The 17,792-nt window shown below is 70.9% G+C and carries 15 protein-coding genes; 12 read left to right on the top strand and 3 right to left on the bottom strand.

Features of this window, described 5'->3' with window-relative positions; all coding sequences use genetic code 11:
• The first annotated feature begins 1 nt into the window (after position 1).
• From O5M90_RS21680 to O5M90_RS21650, 7 genes are all read left to right on the top strand, one after another.
• Positions 2 to 703 carry a TetR/AcrR family transcriptional regulator gene (locus O5M90_RS21680; protein WP_269838088.1) on the top strand — a complete coding sequence of 234 codons (702 nt, stop codon included), beginning with the start codon at positions 2 to 4 and terminating at the stop codon, positions 701 to 703.
• A 56-nt stretch (positions 704 to 759) separates the two neighbouring features.
• Positions 760 to 1,134 carry a hypothetical protein gene (locus tag O5M90_RS21675; protein WP_269838089.1) on the top strand — a complete coding sequence of 125 codons (375 nt, stop codon included), beginning with the start codon at positions 760 to 762 and terminating at the stop codon, positions 1,132 to 1,134.
• 59 nt (positions 1,135 to 1,193) lie between these two features.
• On the top strand, positions 1,194 to 2,816 hold the full coding sequence (locus tag O5M90_RS21670; RefSeq protein ID WP_269838090.1) for a FecR family protein: 1,623 nt from the start codon (positions 1,194 to 1,196) through the stop codon (positions 2,814 to 2,816).
• 28 nt (positions 2,817 to 2,844) lie between these two features.
• A complete protein-coding gene (locus O5M90_RS21665) occupies positions 2,845 to 5,568 on the top strand; it encodes a hybrid sensor histidine kinase/response regulator (RefSeq protein ID WP_269838091.1) in 2,724 nt (907 codons plus the stop codon).
• An 81-nt stretch (positions 5,569 to 5,649) separates the two neighbouring features.
• Positions 5,650 to 6,117, top strand: coding sequence for a (2Fe-2S)-binding protein (locus O5M90_RS21660; RefSeq protein WP_269838092.1), 468 nt, complete (start codon positions 5,650 to 5,652; stop codon positions 6,115 to 6,117).
• A 2-nt stretch (positions 6,118 to 6,119) separates the two neighbouring features.
• Positions 6,120 to 8,243 carry a xanthine dehydrogenase family protein molybdopterin-binding subunit gene (locus O5M90_RS21655; protein WP_269838093.1) on the top strand — a complete coding sequence of 708 codons (2,124 nt, stop codon included), beginning with the start codon at positions 6,120 to 6,122 and terminating at the stop codon, positions 8,241 to 8,243.
• An 82-nt stretch (positions 8,244 to 8,325) separates the two neighbouring features.
• Positions 8,326 to 9,114, top strand: coding sequence for a GIN domain-containing protein (locus O5M90_RS21650; protein ID WP_269838094.1), 789 nt, complete (start codon positions 8,326 to 8,328; stop codon positions 9,112 to 9,114).
• Between the two features lie 15 nt (positions 9,115 to 9,129).
• Here the strand turns inward: O5M90_RS21650 and O5M90_RS21645 are convergent, their stop codons facing one another.
• On the bottom strand, positions 9,130 to 10,422 hold the full coding sequence (locus tag O5M90_RS21645) for an HD-GYP domain-containing protein (protein WP_269838095.1): 1,293 nt from the start codon (positions 10,420 to 10,422) through the stop codon (positions 9,130 to 9,132).
• A 61-nt stretch (positions 10,423 to 10,483) separates the two neighbouring features.
• Positions 10,484 to 10,687 carry a heavy-metal-associated domain-containing protein gene (locus tag O5M90_RS21640; RefSeq protein ID WP_269838096.1) on the bottom strand — a complete coding sequence of 68 codons (204 nt, stop codon included), beginning with the start codon at positions 10,685 to 10,687 and terminating at the stop codon, positions 10,484 to 10,486.
• A gap of 116 nt (positions 10,688 to 10,803) precedes the next feature.
• Here O5M90_RS21640 and O5M90_RS21635 point away from each other — a divergent pair, with 116 nt between their 5' ends.
• From O5M90_RS21635 to O5M90_RS21625, 3 genes are read left to right on the top strand one after another with little or no spacing between them, the layout of a single operon-like run.
• Positions 10,804 to 13,149, top strand: coding sequence for a heavy metal translocating P-type ATPase (locus tag O5M90_RS21635; protein WP_269838097.1), 2,346 nt, complete (start codon positions 10,804 to 10,806; stop codon positions 13,147 to 13,149).
• Positions 13,146 to 13,547: a Cu(I)-responsive transcriptional regulator gene (gene cueR, locus O5M90_RS21630; RefSeq protein WP_137941337.1), complete on the top strand. Its 402-nt coding sequence runs from the start codon at positions 13,146 to 13,148 to the stop codon at positions 13,545 to 13,547. The genes O5M90_RS21635 and cueR overlap by 4 nt, the downstream gene beginning before the upstream one ends.
• 27 nt (positions 13,548 to 13,574) lie before the next feature.
• Positions 13,575 to 14,462, top strand: a complete 888-nt coding sequence (locus tag O5M90_RS21625; protein WP_269838098.1) for a pirin family protein — start codon at positions 13,575 to 13,577, stop codon at positions 14,460 to 14,462.
• A 2-nt stretch (positions 14,463 to 14,464) separates the two neighbouring features.
• On the opposite strand, the gene O5M90_RS21620 is transcribed toward O5M90_RS21625, so the two are convergent.
• A complete protein-coding gene (locus tag O5M90_RS21620; RefSeq protein WP_269838099.1) occupies positions 14,465 to 15,007 on the bottom strand; it encodes a cysteine hydrolase family protein in 543 nt (180 codons plus the stop codon).
• A gap of 318 nt (positions 15,008 to 15,325) precedes the next feature.
• Here O5M90_RS21620 and O5M90_RS21615 point away from each other — a divergent pair, with 318 nt between their 5' ends.
• Positions 15,326 to 16,303 (top strand): cohesin domain-containing protein, encoded by a 978-nt coding sequence (locus O5M90_RS21615; RefSeq protein ID WP_269838100.1) that lies wholly within the window; start codon positions 15,326 to 15,328, stop codon positions 16,301 to 16,303.
• 42 nt (positions 16,304 to 16,345) lie between these two features.
• Positions 16,346 to 17,791 (top strand): esterase/lipase family protein, encoded by a 1,446-nt coding sequence (locus O5M90_RS21610; RefSeq protein ID WP_269838101.1) that lies wholly within the window; start codon positions 16,346 to 16,348, stop codon positions 17,789 to 17,791.
• The last annotated feature ends 1 nt before the right edge of the window (position 17,792 follow it).

Here is a 17,792-nt window from a genome sequence, read left to right as displayed (position 1 = left end):
GATGAACACTGCCACCCTGCCCGCCCAACGCCGCGCCCCCGCCAGCGCCAAGGCCGAGCAGCGCGTGCGCGACATTCTGCGCGTCGGTCGCGCAGTGTTCGCTGAGGCAGGCTACGAGCGCACGACCACCACCGAGATCGCCCAGCGCCTGGGCATCTCCGAAGCCACCGTCTTCACCTATTTCCGCAGCAAGCGTGATCTGTGCATGCGGGTCATCGGCGACTGGTACGACGAGATCATCGGCGCGATCGAGACCGGCCTGCCGCGCGAGCAGCCGGTGCGCCAGCAGCTGGAGTTCGTCGTCCACACCCATCTGCGCCTGTTCCTGATCCAGGGCACGGGCCTGTGCGCGCTGGTGCTGTCAGAAGGCCGCACCAAGAGCGTCGCCGGCCAGGAACTGGGCGAGGCCTTTGTCGCGCTGCAGCGCCGCTACACCGCGCCGCTGATGGATCTGCTGGCGCGCGGCCAGGCCAGCGGCGAGGTGCGCCGCGACATCTCCTTGCGCATGCTCCGCTCGCTGGTCTTCGGGCCGATGGAGCACATCCTCTGGGAAGCCATCACGGTGCAGCGCCCCATCGACATCGAGGCCAGCGCCCGCGATCTGGTGGCCCTGCTGTGGCCGGCGCTGCAGGCACCGGAGCAGGAATTGCTGGCGCTGCGGCGGCTGCGGCAGGATTTGCAGGACGCGCTGGGACGCGCCTGAGCACGGTCTGTGCCAAGATCAGCCCCGGCGCCAACGCCGCGCTGACGAGGTGGCAGATGAAGCTGGCCGACGGCATACGCAAGCACGGATTCAAGCGCTGGTACGAGCGCGAGCTGCTGAGCGGCCATGCCCATCTGGTGCTGGCTTTTCTGAGCGCGATCGGCTTGATGGCAGCCTTCGAGGGCTTCTTCACCTTCCACAGCCTGGCCGACAAGCTGATGGACGTGGCCAGCATCGCGCTGTGCGGCCTGGCAGGTGTCTGGGCCTTGCGCCGCTACCTCTATTTGCTGGCTCATGCGGAGCACATCGCCCACCAGGCCGAATGCCCCGGCTGCGGCAGCTATGCGCGCTTCGCGCTGGTGGGCGCCGACAGCCACGGGCTGAAGGTGCGCTGCCGCCAGTGCGAGCGTGTCTGGCTGATCAGCGAGTAAGCCGCCTTCCGATAACATCAGTCGCCAAGAGCGCCGTCCGCGCGCTCAGGGGGCGCCAGATGACATCGCGAAGCGACACATGGCTATGGCCGGCGGCGGCCGTGCTGGCCGCGGCGGCCTTGCCGCTGCAGGCACAGACGGCCCAGGCCCACTGGAACTACCGCATCCAGCCGGGCGACACCTTGATCGGCCTGACCGAGACCTATCTCGACGGCAAGCACAGTTGGCGCGATCTGCAGCGCCTGAACAAGGTGGCCGATCCGCTGAAGCTGCCGCCCGGCGGCACGCTGCGCCTGCCGATCACCTGGCTGCAGCGCGAGGCCAGCGTGGCCCGTGTGCTGTTCACCCAGGGCGACGCCAGCCTGCTGCGCCCACCCGGCCCGGCCGCAGCGCTGAGCGCCGGCACCGAGCTGCGCGCCGGCGACCAGCTGCGCACCGGCGCCCAATCGTCGATCAGCCTGCGCTTTGTCGATGGCTCGCGCCTGCTGATCGCGCCGGACAGCCGCCTGACGCTGGAGCAGCTGCTGGTCTATGGCCGCAGCGCGCTGCCGGCCATGCAGCTGCGCCTTGATCAGGGCGGCGCCGACAGCCGCGTCCAGCCCGATGCCGCGCAGCCGCCGCGCTACGAGATGCGCACGCCCAGCGTCAATCTGGGTGTGCGCGGCACCGAGTTCCGCGTGCAGCTGGGCACGGCCGGCCAGACCCGGGTTCAGGTGCTCAGCGGCGCGGTGGCCGCCGACCGGCAGACGCTGAAGGCCGGCCAGGGCGCGCTCGCCCAGCCCGGCCAGCCGACTGCCGTCCGGGCGCTGCTGGCCGCGCCGGCGCTGCAGGGCCCGCCGATCACGCTGAGCCGCCTGCCGCCCACACTGGCCTGGCAGCCGCTGGACGGCGCCAGCGCCTACCGCGCCCAGGTCTATGCCGAGGGTGACTTCGACCGCCTGCTGCTCGACGGCGTCTTCCCGACCCCGCAGGCCCGCTGGGCCGATCTGCCGGACGGCCGCTACACGCTGCGCGTGCGTGCGATCGACGCGCTGGGCCTTGAGGGCCAGGCCGCCGATGCCTTGTTCACACTGAAGGCCCGTCCCGAGCCGCCGTTCAGCCGCGCCCCGGTCGCCGAGGCGGTGGTCTACGGCGACAAGCTGACGCTGAGCTGGACGCGCGCGCTGGCCGCCCAGCGCTACCGCCTGCAGGTCGCGGCCGGCGCCGACTTCGCCGCGCCGCTGCACGAGCGCAGCGACATCACCGGCACCGAGCAAGACCTGACCCTGCCACCCGGTCGCTATTACTGGCGCCTGGCCAGCATCGCCGAGCCGGCCGACGCCGGGCCGTTCGGGCCGGTGCAGAGCTTCACGCTGCGCCCGCTGCCGCCCAGCCCGGCCGTAGAGCCGCCCGAAGTTGGCGAGAAGGAACTGCAGTTCCGCTGGCAGGCCGGCGAACCCGGGCAGCGCTACCAGCTGCAATGGGCACGCGACCCCGAGTTCAAGCAGGAGCTGCAGGAGCTGGTTGTCGACCAGCCCCAGGCCGCGCTGCCGCGCCCCGAGCCGGGCAGCTACTACCTGCGGGTGCGCACGCTGACGGCCGAGGGCGCCGCCGGCCCCTATGGCGGCACGCAGCAGTTCGAGGTCCCGCGCTCGCGCTGGCTCTGGCTGCTGCCGCTGAGTCTGCTGCTGCTGGCGCTTTGAGCCACCGGGCATCGCGGGCCGCCTGACCATGACCGGCCCACCCACACGCCTGTTCCGACCGCGCCTGGCCGCCTGGCCGCTGCTGGGCCTGCCGCTGGCGGCCCTGCTGTGCCTGGGCACCAGCTACCGCCAGCTGGACTATCCGCTGGACGATCTGCAGCTGCGCCTGAGCGCGCCCGAGCCGAGCAGCGAACAGGTGCTGCTGGTCGATATCGACGACGCCTCGCTGCGGGTGCTGCAGCCGCGCCTGGGCAGCTGGCCCTACTCGCGCGAGGTCTATGCGCTGGCGCTGGACTGGCTGCGCGAGGCCGGCGCCAAGCTCATCGTGTTCGACATCGTGTTCGGCGGCAGCCGGCCCGGCGACGCCGAGTTTGCGCGCGCGCTGAGCGAGCGGCCCGACACCGTGCTCGCGGCCGCCGGGCTGCAGCAGGCCATCGGTATCGACCGGTCGGAGAGCTCGCTGCTGGCGCGCCTGTCGGTGCCGCTGGAACCGGCCACACCGGCCATCGCCTGGCCGGCCCTGACCCTGCCCAGCGACAGCCTGCAGCCCCGCCATGTCGGCGTGATCACGGCACCGCTGGACCCCGACGGCCGCCTGCGCCGCCTGCCGCTGCTGCACACGGCCCAGGGCCGGCTGCTGCCCTCGCTGCCGCTGGCCGCCCATCTGCGCCAGCAGGGCAGCGAGCACTGGCAGCTGGACGCGGCGCAGCGGCGCCTGAGCGTTGGCGCGCTGAGCTGGACACTGGACGAGAAGGGCCGCCTGCGCCTGCGCCTGCCGGCGCGGCCCGACGCCCTGCCCCGGCTCGGCTGGACCGAGCTGATGCAGGCGGCGCTGGGCGAGCGCGACGATGCCGCGCTGCGCCAGCGCCTGCGGGGGCGCAGCGTCTTCATCGGCAGCAGCGCCTTCTTCGCCGACGCGGTGCTGACGCCGCAGGGCCAGCTCTCGGGCACCCAGCTGCTGGCCGCCAGCTATGCGGCGATGGCGCGGCCCGAGGCCTGGCTGCGGCCCGCGCCGCTGCCCTGGCAGGGCCTGCTCTGGCTGCTGGCCACGCTGCCGGCCTTGTGGACCGCCTGGCGCGGCCGGCCGCTGCTGGGCCGCCATGCGCTGGCGGCGGCCGGCGTGCTGGTGCTGCTGGCAGCTGCGGCGGCCTTGTCGCTGGAGCGGCAAGTCCTGACCCCCCTGCTGGGGCCGCTGACCGTGCTCGGCCTGGGCCTGGCGCTGACCGGCCTGGCCCAGCTGCGCTGGGAGCAGGTGCTGAACCGGCGCCTGCAGTACGAGCGCCAGGTCGCCGAGGCGGCCAACCAGGCCAAGAGCCAGTTCCTGGCCAATGTCAGCCACGAGATCCGCACCCCGATGAATGCGGTGCTGGGCATGGCCGAGCTGCTGGCCAAGACCGAACTCAACCCCGAGCAGCGCCGTTATGTCGATGTGTTCCGCTCCTCGGGCCAGGCCTTGTTCGAGCTGATCAACGACCTGCTGGACATCTCCAAGATCGAGGCCGGCCGCCTGACCCTGGAGGCCGGTCGCTTCAGCCTGCGCGAGCTGGTCGAGCAGACACTGGCCATGGTGCAGCACCGCGCCGCCGCCCAGGGCCTGACGCTGGAGCTGGACTTCGATGCCAGCGCCGAGGGCTGGGTGCAGGGCGATGCCAAGCGCCTGGCCCAGGTGCTGCTGAACCTGATCGGCAATGCGATCAAGTTCACCCGCGAGGGCGGCATCAAGCTCAGCGCGCGGCGCGAGCCCGACGGCCAGTTGGTGATCGCGGTGCGCGACACCGGCATCGGTATCGCGCCGAGCAAGCACGAGCTGATCTTCCAGCCCTTCTCGCAGGCCGATGGCAGCGTCACGCGATTTTTCGGCGGCACCGGCCTGGGGCTGTCGATCAGCCGCAGCCTGGTGCAGATGATGGGCGGGCGCATCTGGCTGGACAGCGAGCCCGGCCGAGGCTCGACCTTCTTCATCGCGCTGCCGCTGCCGGCCGCTGCCGCCCCCGAGCCGGGCGCGGCCCCGACCAACAGCGCGCCGCTGGCCGAGGCGCCGCCGCAGCACATCCTGCTGTGCGAGGACAACGAGGTCAATGTGATGGTCATCGAGGCCATGCTGCAGCCCCACGGCCACCACATCACGCTGGCCGAGAACGGCGCGCTGGGCCTGCAGCGCCTGCGCGAGCAGGCCTTCGATCTGGTGCTGATGGATGTGCAGATGCCCGGCATGGACGGCCACAGCGCGACCCGCGAGCTGCGCCGCCTGGAGGCCGAGCAGGGCTGGCCGCGCACGCCGGTGATCGCGCTGACGGCCCATGCCTTCGGCAGCGACGCGCTGCGCAGCCTGGAGGCCGGCTGCGACGACCACCTGACCAAGCCGATCAGCCAGGCCGAGCTGCTGCAAGCCCTGGCGCGCCATGGCCGGCCGGCCGAGCGGCCGCCGCCCGGGCCGCGCCGCGCGATGGTGGTCGAGTCGCCCCAGCTCGGATCGCTGGACGAGCGGCGCCTGAGCCATGCGCGCGTCTTCCTCGGCGCCTGGCGCAGCAGCTGGGCCCTGGCCCGGGCCGGCGGCGATCTGCAGCAGTGCCTGCGTCTGGTGGCCGATCTGGCCGAGCTGGCCCGGGCGCTGGATGCCGACGAGCTGGCCCGCGCCGCCCGGGCCCTGGGTCAGGTCTTGCCTGGCGACGAGGCGGCCCTGCTGGACGCCGCCCAGGCGCGCGTCGAGGCGGCGCTGACGCCGGTGCTGACCGCGCTGGGGCCGGGCTGAAGCGCGCGCGTGCAAGCGCGCCGCAAACGGTGTAGGCTCGCCGCCACCTCCAGCCCTTCCTTCCCGCAAGAGGAGCACCCGATGATCAAATTCACCGTCAACGGCAAGCCCGTTTCGCTCGACGCCGACCCCAACGAGCCCCTGCTGTGGGCGCTGCGCGAAGACCTGCAGCTGACCGGCACCAAGTTCGGCTGCGGCATGGCGCTGTGCGGCGCCTGCACCGTGCATCTGGACGGCCAGCCGATCCGCTCCTGCTCGACCCCGATCTCGGCCGCCGCCGGCAAGAAGGTCACCACGATCGAGGGCATCGCCGCCAGCAAGACCGGCAAGGCCGTGCAGGCCGCCTGGGTCAAGATCGATGTGCCGCAGTGCGGCTACTGCCAGAGCGGCCAGATTATGAGCGCCTGCGCCTTGCTGGCCGCCAAGAGAAAGCCCAGCGATGCCGACATCGACGGCGCGATGAGCGGCAACCTCTGCCGCTGCGGCACCTACAACCAGATCCGCGCCGCCATCCATGACGCCGCTGCTTCGCTGGCCAAGGGAGGCTGATCATGACGAGCACCAACCGCCGCGAATTCCTCCAGTCGGGTGCCGCGCTGAGCCTGGGCTTTGCCTTGCCCTTGCAGGGCGCCCGCGCCCAGGCCAGCAATACCTTCGCGCCCAATGCCTGGCTGCGCATCACGCCCGACAACCGCATCACCGTGATCTGTGGCTCGGCCGAGATGGGCCAGGGCGTGCTGACCGCGATCCCGATGCTGGTGGCCGAGGAACTGGACGCCGACTGGAGACTGGTCGGCGTCGAGCAGGCCCCGGTCGACCAGGCCTATAACAACCCGATGTTCGGCATGCAGGCCACCGGCGGCAGCACCACGGTGCGCGCCCACTGGCTGCCGGTGCGCCAGGCCGGTGCGGCCGCGCGCGAGATGCTGGTGGCCGCCGCCGCCGCGCAATGGAAGGTCGAGCCGGCCAGCCTGCGCACCGAGGCCGGCCATGTGATCGGCCCCGGTGGCAAGAAGCTGGCCTATGGCGCGCTGGTGGCAGCCGCCGCGCAGCAGCCGGTGCCGGCCAAGCCCACCCTGAAGGCCAGCAAGGACTTCAAGATCCTGGGCAAGCCGACGCGCCGCCTGGACACGCCGGCCAAGGTCAATGGCACGGCCAAGTTCGGCATCGATGCCCAGGTCGAGGGCATGCTGGTCGCGGTGATGGCGCGTGCGCCGATCGCCGGTGCCAAGCCCAGGAGCATGGACGAGGCCAAGGCCCGCGCGATCAAGGGCGTGCAGCAGCTCATCACGATACCCGGCGGCGTCGCGGTGCTGGCCGATGGCTACTGGGCCGCCAAGCAGGGCCGCGATGCGCTCGCCGTGCAATGGGATCTGGGCCCGCATGCCGATCTGTCCAGCGCCAAGGTCAGCGCGATGCTGGCCAGCGCGGCCGACAATGCCGAGGCGGTGGCGGTCGATCAGGGCAATCTGAAGGATGCGATCGCCACCTCCGACAAGACGCTGAGTGCCAGCTACGAGGTGCCTTATCTGGCCCATGCCTGCATGGAGCCGCTGAACTGCCTGGCCTGGGTCATGGGGGACGAGGTCACGATCTGGGCCGGCACGCAGAGCCAGGGCCCGGCGCAGGGCATCCTCGGTCAGGTGGCCCAGGCCACACCGGCCAAGGTCAAGGTCAACACCCTGCTGCTGGGCGGGGGTTTCGGCCGCCGCTTCGCGCCCGACTTCGCGATCGACGCGGTGCTGCTGTCCAAGGCCAGCGGCCGGCCGGTCAAGCTCATCTACACCCGCGAGGACGATATGGCGGCCGGCTACTACCGCCCGGCCTCGCTGGTGCGCTTCGAAGCCGCGCTGGATGACAAGGGCCGGGCCACCGCGCTGCGCGCCGACATCGGCAGCCCTTCCATCATGGCGGCCTCGGGCTTTATGAAGATTCCGGAGAACGGCGTCGACGCGATGGCGGTCGAGGGCCTGGCCGACCAGCCCTACGACATCCCGAACCAGCGCATCGCCTACGGCCGCGCCGAACCCGGCCCGCAGGTCTGGTTCTGGCGCTCGGTGGGCCATTCGCAGAACGCCTTCTTCATCGAGAGCTTTGTCGACGAGATGGCCGCCGCCGCCAAGGCCGACCCGCTGCAGTTCCGCCTGGCCCTGCTGGCCAAGAAGCCGCGCCACAAGGCCGTACTGGAAGCCGCCGCCGCCAAGGCCGGCTGGGGCAAACCGCTCGCCAAAGGGCGCTTTCGCGGCATCGCGGTGGCCGAGAGCTTCGGCAGCTATGTCGCCGAGGTTGCAGAGATCTCGGTGGCCGACGATGGCACGCCCAAGGTGCACCGCGTCGTCGCGGCCGTCGATTGCGGCCAGACCGTCAATCCGCTGACCATCGCGCGCCAGATCGAGGGCGGCATCGTCTACGGCCTGTCCGCCGCGCTGTACGGCAAGATCACGCACAAGGACGGCCGGGTCGAGCAGGGCAATTTCCACGACTACCCGGTGCTGCGCCTGAGCGAGATGCCGAAGGTGGAAGTGCATATCCTGCCCAGTCAGGAAGCGCCCGGCGGCATCGGCGAACCCGGCACGCCGCCGATCGCGCCGGCCCTGGCCAACGCGATCTTCGCGGCCACCGGCAAGCGCATCCGCAGCCTGCCGATCGACACCTCGCTGCTGAAGAAGGCCTGATCCAGCGCGGCGCTTGCCTTCTTCATCGATGCTTCATCGCGGTGGCGGCACAGTGGCCGCCATCATGAAGCGAGGAGTGTCGATGAAGCCCACCACCCGCCGGACCGCCCTGGTGGCAGGTCTTGCCCTGCTGGCGGCCTGCGCCCAGGTCAGCCTGCAGGACGAGGCCGTCACCGCACTGCGCATCGAGGGTCCGGTAGACCTGGTGCTGGACGCAGGGGCTGCCGAATCCGCGCAGCGCGAGCAGCTCAAGGGCTTGCGCCGCGCGCGCGAGGGCAACACCCTGGTGCTGAGCGCAGACCCCGGCCAGCGCGGCCGGCTCTCGGCGCGGCTGCCGCTGCCGGCGCGGCTGAGCCGGCTCAGCATCGCCGGCGGCGCCGACGTCGCGCTGCCCGAGCTGCAGGCCGAGCTGATCAGCCTGGAGCTCAGCGGCAGCGGCCGGCTCAACCTGGACCGGCTTCGGGCCCGCCAGTTGCTGATCGACATCAGCGGCTCGGGTGATCTGCGCCTGGGCCGGGTCGAGGTCGGCGAACGCGCCGAGGCCAAGCTCGGCGGCTCCGGCGATCTGCATATCGAGCGCCTGCGCGCGCCGCACTGGCAGGCCAGCCTGCACGGCTCGGGCAGGGTGCATGCGGCCGGCTGGGCTGCTCAGCAGCAGTGGCGCATCAGTGGCTCCGGCGGCGTCCATGCCGGCGCACTGGACGGCCAGCATCTCGAACTGGCCTGCTGGGGCAGCGGCGACAGCCAGCTGGGTCGCAGCGAGCGGCTGCTGCTGCGGCTGTATGGCTCGGGCGATGTGGCCTATGCCGGCGAGCCCGTGCTGCAGCTGCGCCAGCTGGGCTCGGGTGGCGCGCGCTCGCGCGGGTCCTGAGCCGGCGCTTCAGGCCTAGGCGGGCTGCAGCGCCGCGCCACGCACCGCCTCGATCAAGGTCTGCACCAGGGCCAGATCCTCGGGACCCATCAGCCCGGCCCGCATCAGCGAGGCACGCTCCAACTCGCGCAAACGCCAGGCGAACTCGCGCACCAGGGCCAGCACTTCCTGCTGCACCTCGGGATCGCGGCGCGCCAGCAGGCGCAGCACATGCTCGGGCCCGTGCAGGTCCAGGCCCGCGCTGCTGAAGGACTGCTGCAGCTGGTCGATGCGCTGTCCGCACAGCGCCAGCATGCTGCGCAGCTCGGGCGAGCCCTCGCTCAGCCGCTCGCGCAGCTGCGGCCGGATCTCGCGAAAGCGCTGCAGCAGCTCCGACACCCGCAGTGCCTGCGGCAAGGCCGCCTCCAGGCTGCGGTGTTCATCGGCCAGATGGCCGCCGGCATCGCTGGCTCGGCCGGCGGCGCGCAAGGCCTCCAGCAGGGCCGGGCCGAACTCGCCCGGGATCAGGCGCGTCGCCACGCTGGCATGGGCCACCAGGCTGGACCCACTCTCCAGCAGGCCCATCAGCCACTCGGCCGCCGCCAGGGCCTGGGCCTCGATGCCGAACTGCTCGCCGGCCAGCCCGCGCGGGTAGCCGAAGCCATCGAGCCGCTCGTGGTGGCTGAGCACCAGCTCGGCCAGCGCCGGCCCTGCGCCGTCCATGCCTTGCAAGACCCGCTGGCCGACCAGCGGATGGGTGACGATGTGCTTCCACTGCTCGGCCTGCAGCGGCGTGTCGCGGCGCAGATAGGCGGGGTCGATATAGAGCTCGCCCACATCGTGCACCAGGCCGGCCAGCGCGAGCCGGCGCTGGGCCTCGATGTCGCCACCGAGCAGGCGCCGCGCCAACGCCCGCGCCATCAGGGCCACGCCCACCGCATGGCGCAGCCGATCGGCGCCACCATCGGCATAGACGCTCAGCAACGATTGCAGCGGGGCGCTCAGGCGCAGTCGGGTCAGCGCCAGCGGCACCGCCGGTTCGGCGCCGCACAAGGCACGCAGCAGCGGGTAGTCGTCCAGCAGGGCCGCCGCCACCGGGCCGAAGCGCTCAGGCGTCAGGCCGCCCTCGACCCGCAGGCAGTCCTCCAGCGGCTTCGCCAGCTTGTGCTGCAGCAGGCGCTCACGCGTCGCCTCGTCCAGCTTCGCGCCCTTGGCCAGCAGCTTCTGGCCGCTGCCGCTGACAATATCCTCGCTGGCCTCGACGCTGCTGCGCCCGGCGCTGACCATCACATGGTCGAGGTAGTGCGGGTTGACCGTCGCGCTGTCCATGAGCCGCTCCCTGAGGGTCCTGGCCCATTGTGGCGGCGCCCGGCCGCCAAAGTCCAGGGCCTCAGAGGCCTTCGGTGGCCGGCGTGTAGCCCGCCTCGCTGAGCGCCCGGGCCAGCACCTCGCGGCTCAGCTCGCTGCCGATGCGCACGCGCCGGGCCTCGCGCTCGAACTCCAGCGTCGCCGCGGCATCCAGGGCCTTGACGGTCTCGGTGACGGTGGCAACGCAATGGCCGCAAGTCATATCGGGCAGATGGAATTGATGCATGGTGCTGGTACTCCTGTGGATGGGGAATGTCGGCAGCTTAAAGTCTGCCATCGTGGCAAGGTCAAGCGCAATTTGAGGCTTGACCTTCCCATAATGGCAAGCTCCAGACTGCCCTTATGAACACCATCACCACCCTGCCCATCAGCGGCATGACTTGCGCGTCCTGCGTCGGCCGTGTCGAAAAAGCCCTGCGAGCGGTTGCCGGCGTCAGCCGGGCCGAGGTCAACCTGGCCAGCGAGGCCGCGACCGTCGCCGGCCCGGCCGGGCTGGACACGCTGCGCGCGGCCATCGAGAAGGCCGGTTACGGGCTGCGAACACAAGACCTGACCCTGGCAATCAGCGGCATGACCTGCGCCTCCTGCGTCGGCCGGGTCGAGAAGGCCTTGCGCAAGCAGCCGGGTGTGCTGAGCGCCGAGGTCAATCTGGCCACCGAGACCGCCAGCGTGCGCCTGCTGGCCGGCCAGTCGACCGAGGCGCTGCTGCACGCCGTCGCCAAGGCCGGCTACAGCGCGGCATTGAAAGCGGATGCCGCGGGCGAGGCCAAGCCGGCCTGGTCGCAAAGCGGCTGGCCGGTGCTGATCGCGGCGCTGCTCTCGGCCCCGCTGGTCGTGCCGATGCTGGGCATGCTGGCGGGCCGGCACTGGATGATTGATGGCTGGCTGCAGCTGCTGCTGAGCGCACCGGTGCAGTTCTGGCTGGGCGCGCGCTTCTACAAGGCCGGCTGGGCCGCCGCCCGGGCCGGCAGCGGCAATATGGACCTGCTGGTCGCCCTGGGTACCAGCGCAGCCTTTGGCCTGAGCTTCTACCACCTGCTGGGAGGCGCCTCGGCCCATGCGCTGTACTTCGAGTCCTCGGCCGTCGTGATCACCTTGGTGCTCCTGGGCAAATGGCTGGAAGCGCGCGCCAAGCGCCAGACCACGGCGGCGATCCGTGCGCTGCAGGCGCTGCAGCCACAGACCGCCCGCGTCATCCGGGACGGCCGCGAGCAGGAGCTGCCAATCGCCGCGCTGCGCCTGGGCGACGAGCTGATCGTGCGGCCGGGTGAGCGCATCCCGGTCGACGGCGAGCTGCTGGAGGGCCTGAGCCAGGTCGACGAGTCCTTGATCACCGGTGAGAGCCTGCCGGTGGCCAAGCAGCCCGGTGCGCGCCTGACCGGCGGCAGCGTCAACGGCGAGGGCCTGCTGCGCCTGCGCTGCACGGCGCTGGGCGCCGAGTCGACGCTGGCCCGCATCGCCCGCATGGTCGAAGATGCGCAAGGCCACAAGGCACCGATCCAGCGCCTGGTCGACCAGGTCAGCGCGGTCTTCGTGCCGGTGGTGCTGGTGATCGCGCTGATCACGCTGCTGGGCTGGGGGCTCGGTGTCGGTGACTGGGAACAGGCCTGGCTGAACGCGGTCGCGGTGCTGGTGATCGCCTGCCCCTGCGCGCTCGGTCTGGCCACACCGGCCGCCATCATGGCCGGCACCGGTGTCGCCGCCAGCCACGGCATCCTGATCAAGGACGCGCAGGCGCTGGAGCAGGCGCACCGGCTGCAGCTGGTGGCGCTGGACAAGACCGGTACGCTGACCGAGGGTCGGCCGCAGCTCATCGCGGCCGAGGGAGCGCCGGAACTGCTGCGCTGGGCCGCGGCGCTGCAGGCGGGCAGCGAGCATCCGCTGGCGCATGCGGTCAGGGTCGCGGCGCAAGACCTGGCCCTGCCCGCCAGCGAGAATCTGCGCGCGGTCGCCGGGCGCGGCGTGCAGGCCCGCGTCGAACAACAAGACCTGGCCCTGGGCAGCGGGCGCTGGATGCAGGAGCTGGGCGTCGACCTGGGCCCGCAGCAGGCACGTGCCGCCGCGCTGCAGGCCGAGGGCCGCACCGTGTCCTGGCTGGCGGCGATCGGCGAACAGCCGCGGCTGATCGGCCTGCTGGCCTTCGGCGATGCCTTGAAGCCTCAGGCCGCCGTCGCCGTACAGCATCTGCGGGCGCTGGGCATACGCACCCTGCTGCTCAGCGGCGACAACGCCGGCAGCGCCAAGGCAGTGGCCAAGACGCTGGGCATCGACGAGCTGCGCGCCGAGCTGCTGCCCGAGGACAAGGCCCGCATCATCGCGGAACTGAAGGCCCAGGGCCGCCATGTCGCGATGGTCGGTGACGGCATCAACGACGCCCCGGCGCTGGCGGCCGCCGATGTCGGCATGGCGATGGCCACCGGCACCGAGGTGGCGATGGCGGCGGCTGGCATCACGCTGATGCGCGGCAACCCGGCCCTGGTCGCCGATGCGATCGATATCTCCAAGCGCACCTACGCCAAGATCCGGCAGAACCTGTTCTGGGCCTTCGCCTACAACGTCGTCGGCATCCCGCTGGCGGCCCTGGGCTATCTGAACCCGGTGATCGCCGGCGCGGCGATGGCGCTGTCCAGCGTCTCGGTGCTGGGCAATGCGCTGCTGCTGAAGCGCTGGAAGGGCCTGGCGACATGAGCACGCTGTTCAATATCGGCGAGGCGGCCGCGCGTTCGGGCGTCTCGGCCAAGATGCTGCGGCATTACGAGTCGCTGGGCCTGCTGCCTCAGGTCGCACGCACCGAGGCCGGCTACCGGCTCTATTCGGACAAGGAGGTGCACACGCTGCGCTTCATACGCCGCGCCCGCGATCTGGGCTTCTCGATCGCCGAGATCACCGAGCTGCTCAAGCTCTGGCAGAACCGTCGGCGCGCCAGCAGCGAGGTCAAGCGCATCGCGCTGGCCCATGTGGCCGACCTGGACCGCCGACTGGCCGAGATGACGGCGATGAAGCGCAGCCTGGAGGCCTTGGCCAGCTGCTGCCATGGCGACGAGCGGCCCGACTGTCCCATCCTCGACGGCCTGTCTGAGGCATGATCGCCGCTCTGACGAAAGGAGCCCTCGATGGCCTGGATTGAACGTTTCACCGCCAAGCAAGGCGAGGTCGGCGGCCTGCCGATCAGCCGCGCGCTGCCGGTCGTGGGCCGCCGCACCGTCGGCGCCTGGTGCTTTATGGACCATGCCGGCCCGGCCACGCTGGCGCCGGGCCAGGGCATGCGGGTCGGCCCGCATCCGCACACCGGGCTGCAGACCTTCAGCTGGATGATAGAAGGCGAGATCCTGCACCGCGACTCGCTGGGCAGCGAGCAGGTCTTGCGCGCCGGCCAGGTCAATCTGATGACGGCCGGGCGCGGCATCTGCCACTCGGAGGAATCGCTGACCGACAGGCTGCAGCTGGCCCAGCTGTGGATCGCCCTGCCGGAGCACAGCCGCTTCGGCCCGCCGCGCTTCGAACACTTCGCCGCGCTGCCGCAGCTGAGCCTGGGCGGCTTCGCGGGCACGCTGCTGGTCGGCAGTCACGGCGGCGCGCGCTCGCCGGTGCCCAGCGATACCGAGCTGCTGGGCATGGACCTGGCCTGCGCCGCCGCGGCCGAGGCCGAGCTGGCGCTGCAAGCTCATTTCGAACACGGACTGATGGCGCTGGAGGGCGAGCTGACGCTGCAGCTGGACGATGGCGAAACCGCCTCGCTGCAGCCTGGCGAGCTGCTGTATCTCGCGCCCGGCCAGACCCGGCTGCAGCTGCGCAGCGCGGCGGCCGCGCGGCTGCTGTTGCTGGGCGGCCCGCCCTTCCCGGAGCCGCTGCTGCTGTGGTGGAACTTTGTCGGCCGCAGCCCCGACGAGATCCGCCGCTTTGCAGCCGACTGGAACGCCGGCCAGGGCTTTGGCGAGGTCAGGGGCTATGACGGCGAGCGCCTGCTGGCGCCCGAGGTGCCGGCGCTGCGCGCGCCCTGATCTCAGGGATCGAGATCGATCTGCGCGCTCGGCTCGGCGCTGATGCGCGGGCCGAAGCTGCTGATCTCGGACAGCGTGGCATTGTGGTGCTCGCGGATGAAGGCCGCGCTGGCATGCGGCTTGTCGTGCGTGGTGTGGGCATCGGCCGCCAGCACGACCTCGAAACCCAGTGCGGCGGCGCGGCGTGCGGTCGTGTCGACGCAGAACTCGCTGGCATAGCCGCACAGCACGACGCGCCGGCTGCCATGCTTGGCCAGCCAGTCCGCCAGACCGGTGCGCAGAAAGGAATCCGGCGTGGTCTTGCGCAAGAGCGCATCGCCGACGCGGATGTTCAGCCGCGACTCCAGCAGCCAGCTGTCCGAATGAAAGGCCAGCAGGCCCTCGGCAGTCTCATGCTGGATGAAGGCCACGGGCACACCCTGCTGATGCGCCCGGGCGGTCAGCGCATTGATGCGCGCCACCACCACATCGGCCTCGAAGGGCCGCGGCTCGGGCTCGAACAAGCCGCGCTGTACATCGATCACCAGAACCGCCGTTTCACTCATGGCTGCCTTGTACTCCAAAACACCGCAGCTCGGTTTCCGCCCCCGGCGCAAACCCGGCCCCGGCGTCAGCTTTTCACAGGCGGCGGGTCCGCTCATCGCACCGATCCAGCCCTCATAGCAGCCCTGCCACCCGCAAGCAATCCCCATGGACACAGGCCCACCGGCCTCCGCAATCTGGGCCCGAACCACCACGTTTGAAGTCCCCCGGGTGGGTACAGGCGCGGGTAGATTCCGCGCTGGACACGCAGCTTGGCAAAACCTGACCCCGGTCGCAGCGCCCCTTCGGCTCGCAACCGGTCTACCTTTGGGAGTCTCTGAATGAGCAGATACGAACGCTTGTGCGCCTTGATCGGCGCGGCGCTGATGAGTGCGGCCTTGATGGCGATGCCGGGCGCCGCAGGTGCCGGCACGGTGTCGCTGTCGACCGGTGCGGGGGCGATCAATGTCGGCGACAGCTTCAGCCTGCGGCTGAAAATCTCCGGCCTCAGCGCGGCACCGGGCGACTCGCTCAGCGGCTTCGACCTGAAGCTGAAGTTCGACAACACGGTCAGCGCCTTTCTCGGGGCCGACTTCGTCGACGCCGCCTCGGGCGTCAACCAGCTCGACCATCCTGAGATGGCGGCCTTCCCTTTCCTCGGCGACGCCGCCCTGGTGGGCGCCGACACCGTCAGCGCCTTCGGCCTGTCGGGCAACAGCCCCGGTCTGCTGGACGCCCAGCAGCTGGACGCGTTCGTGTTCCTGACCCTGCGCTTCAGCGCGCTGGCCGAGAGCTCGTCAGCGCTGTTCAGCCTGGACCTCAGCGACCCCGGCCTGCTGTTCGCAGATGCCGACAGCGGGGTCCTGGCCGTCGACTTCGACATCAGCCGTCTTTCCCTGAGCATCGGGCCGGGCTCGAACCCGGTCTCCGAGCCGCCGGCCCTGGCCTTGGCGTTGAGCGCCTTGCTGTTGATGGGCCGCAGCGTGCGGCGCGCCCGATCACCTGAGCGCTGGGTCGGTGCGCGCACAGCGGCGCTGCTGGCGGGCAGCGGCCTGTTGTTCGCAGCCGGGCTCGCATCGGCAGCGCCGGAGCCGGTGGCCAAGCAGGGCGGCGCGACAGCAACCGCCGGCCAGGGCGCCGTGGCGGGCCGGGTGATCGAAGTCCAGGGCCAGCGCATCAAGCTGCGCAGCGCCTCGGGCAGCGAGGTCTGGTACACCGTCAGCGCCCCCATCACCAGCAGCATCATCAACAAGCAGGCGCGCGGCCAGGCCCGGCCACTTGGCGATGCCTTGCTGCTGGACACGCCGGTCTTCGACTGAAGCCGCGCCCACCGCTCCACCCACCCTTCAAGGGAGATTTCCATGCATGCTCCGTTTCAAGCACGGCGGCTGGCGCTCGCCTGCGCAGTTCTGCTCGGCGTCCCGGTCTGGGCTCAGACCTCCTCGCCCTTCACGCCGCCCGAGCCCAAGCTCGGTGTCTACGTCGTCAACAGCGGCTCCGGGCTGGACACCGGCTGCACCTACCGCAGCGGCGGCCCGCTGCGCATCCGGCTGCCGATTCCCAAGGTGGTCAACGACAACCAGCTCAACGCCGATGGCAGCCTGATCAACCCCTCCGAGCTGGTCGCCAACGGCGTCCTTGCGGCGCAGGCAGTGCTGCGTTTTCCGGTCTTTGACATCGACGACAAGGCCGTGGTCCAGGGGGCCGCCCCCGAGGTCGACCGTCTGAGCTTCAACGGGCAGTTCAAGCGCACGCTGGCCGGCTTCAACAACACCTGGACCGACGACTCGCTGATCGTGCCCATCGAGGAGTTGCGCTTTGGCAAGGACAACATCCTGCAGATCGACATCGATACCGCCAATGCCGGCTCCGGCGAGTACTGGTGCATGTCGGTGGACTGGCTGTCGGCCGAGTTCGAGGTGGCCGCGCCCTATGTGCTGGCCCACGGGATCTCGGCCAATGAAAGCACCTGGGACGAGGGTAGCGCCCCCGGTGTGCTGGGGGCGCTGGAGCAGCGCGGCGTGCGCTTCACCCGCTTCTCGCTCGGCACCGATGTGGACGGCAATGGCCGGGTGGCCACCAACGCCCGCGAGTTGCGCACCCAGATCCAGGCCTGGCTGGACGAGCAGAAGGCCGATCGCGTGCATGTGATCGCCCACAGCAAGGGCGGTCTCGATACCCAGGGTCTGCAGGCCCTGGCGCCCAAGTTCAAGCTGCTGAGCCTGTCGACCTTGTCGACCCCGCACCGTGGCAGCGTCGCCGCCGATCTCTCGCTGATCCAGAAGAGCGACTACGACGACCTCGTCGCCGCCGGGGCCGATCCCAACGGCTTTGCCCAGACCTATCTGGACACCTGGACCTTCGGCCAGGGCCCGCAACTGCCCGGCCTGCGCGACCTGGCCACCTATGCCAGCTCGCCGCGCGGCAATATCGCCAACACCTTCACCATCGGCGCCAGTGCCGACGCCGATGGCAACAACGAGCTCAGCACGGCCGAGATCGCGCCGCTGTTCCCGTCGGTAGCGGCCTATGCGGCCCGCCGCGCCTGGCTGGTGCTGCGCGACTTCAGCTCGGCGACGATGAGTTTCTCGACCGTCCCCGGTCTGCTCTGGGGCACCCGCACCGTGTTGACCTACACCACCACGCTGGCGGGCGCGCCGCAGCCCAATGACATCGTGGTCAGCCATGCCTCGGCCAATCCGGGCTACGGCAGCCCCGTCGGCAACGTGCTGGCCAACCACAGCTCGGTGAAGAGCGCAGCCAATGTGAACCTGCTGCTGGATCGCACCATCCCCATCAAGGACTGAC

It is taken from the genome of Paucibacter sp. M5-1 (genome assembly GCF_027498415.2).
Lineage (GTDB): Bacteria > Pseudomonadota > Gammaproteobacteria > Burkholderiales > Burkholderiaceae_C > Roseateles_E.
This window is presented reverse-complemented; position numbering and strand designations above follow the sequence as displayed.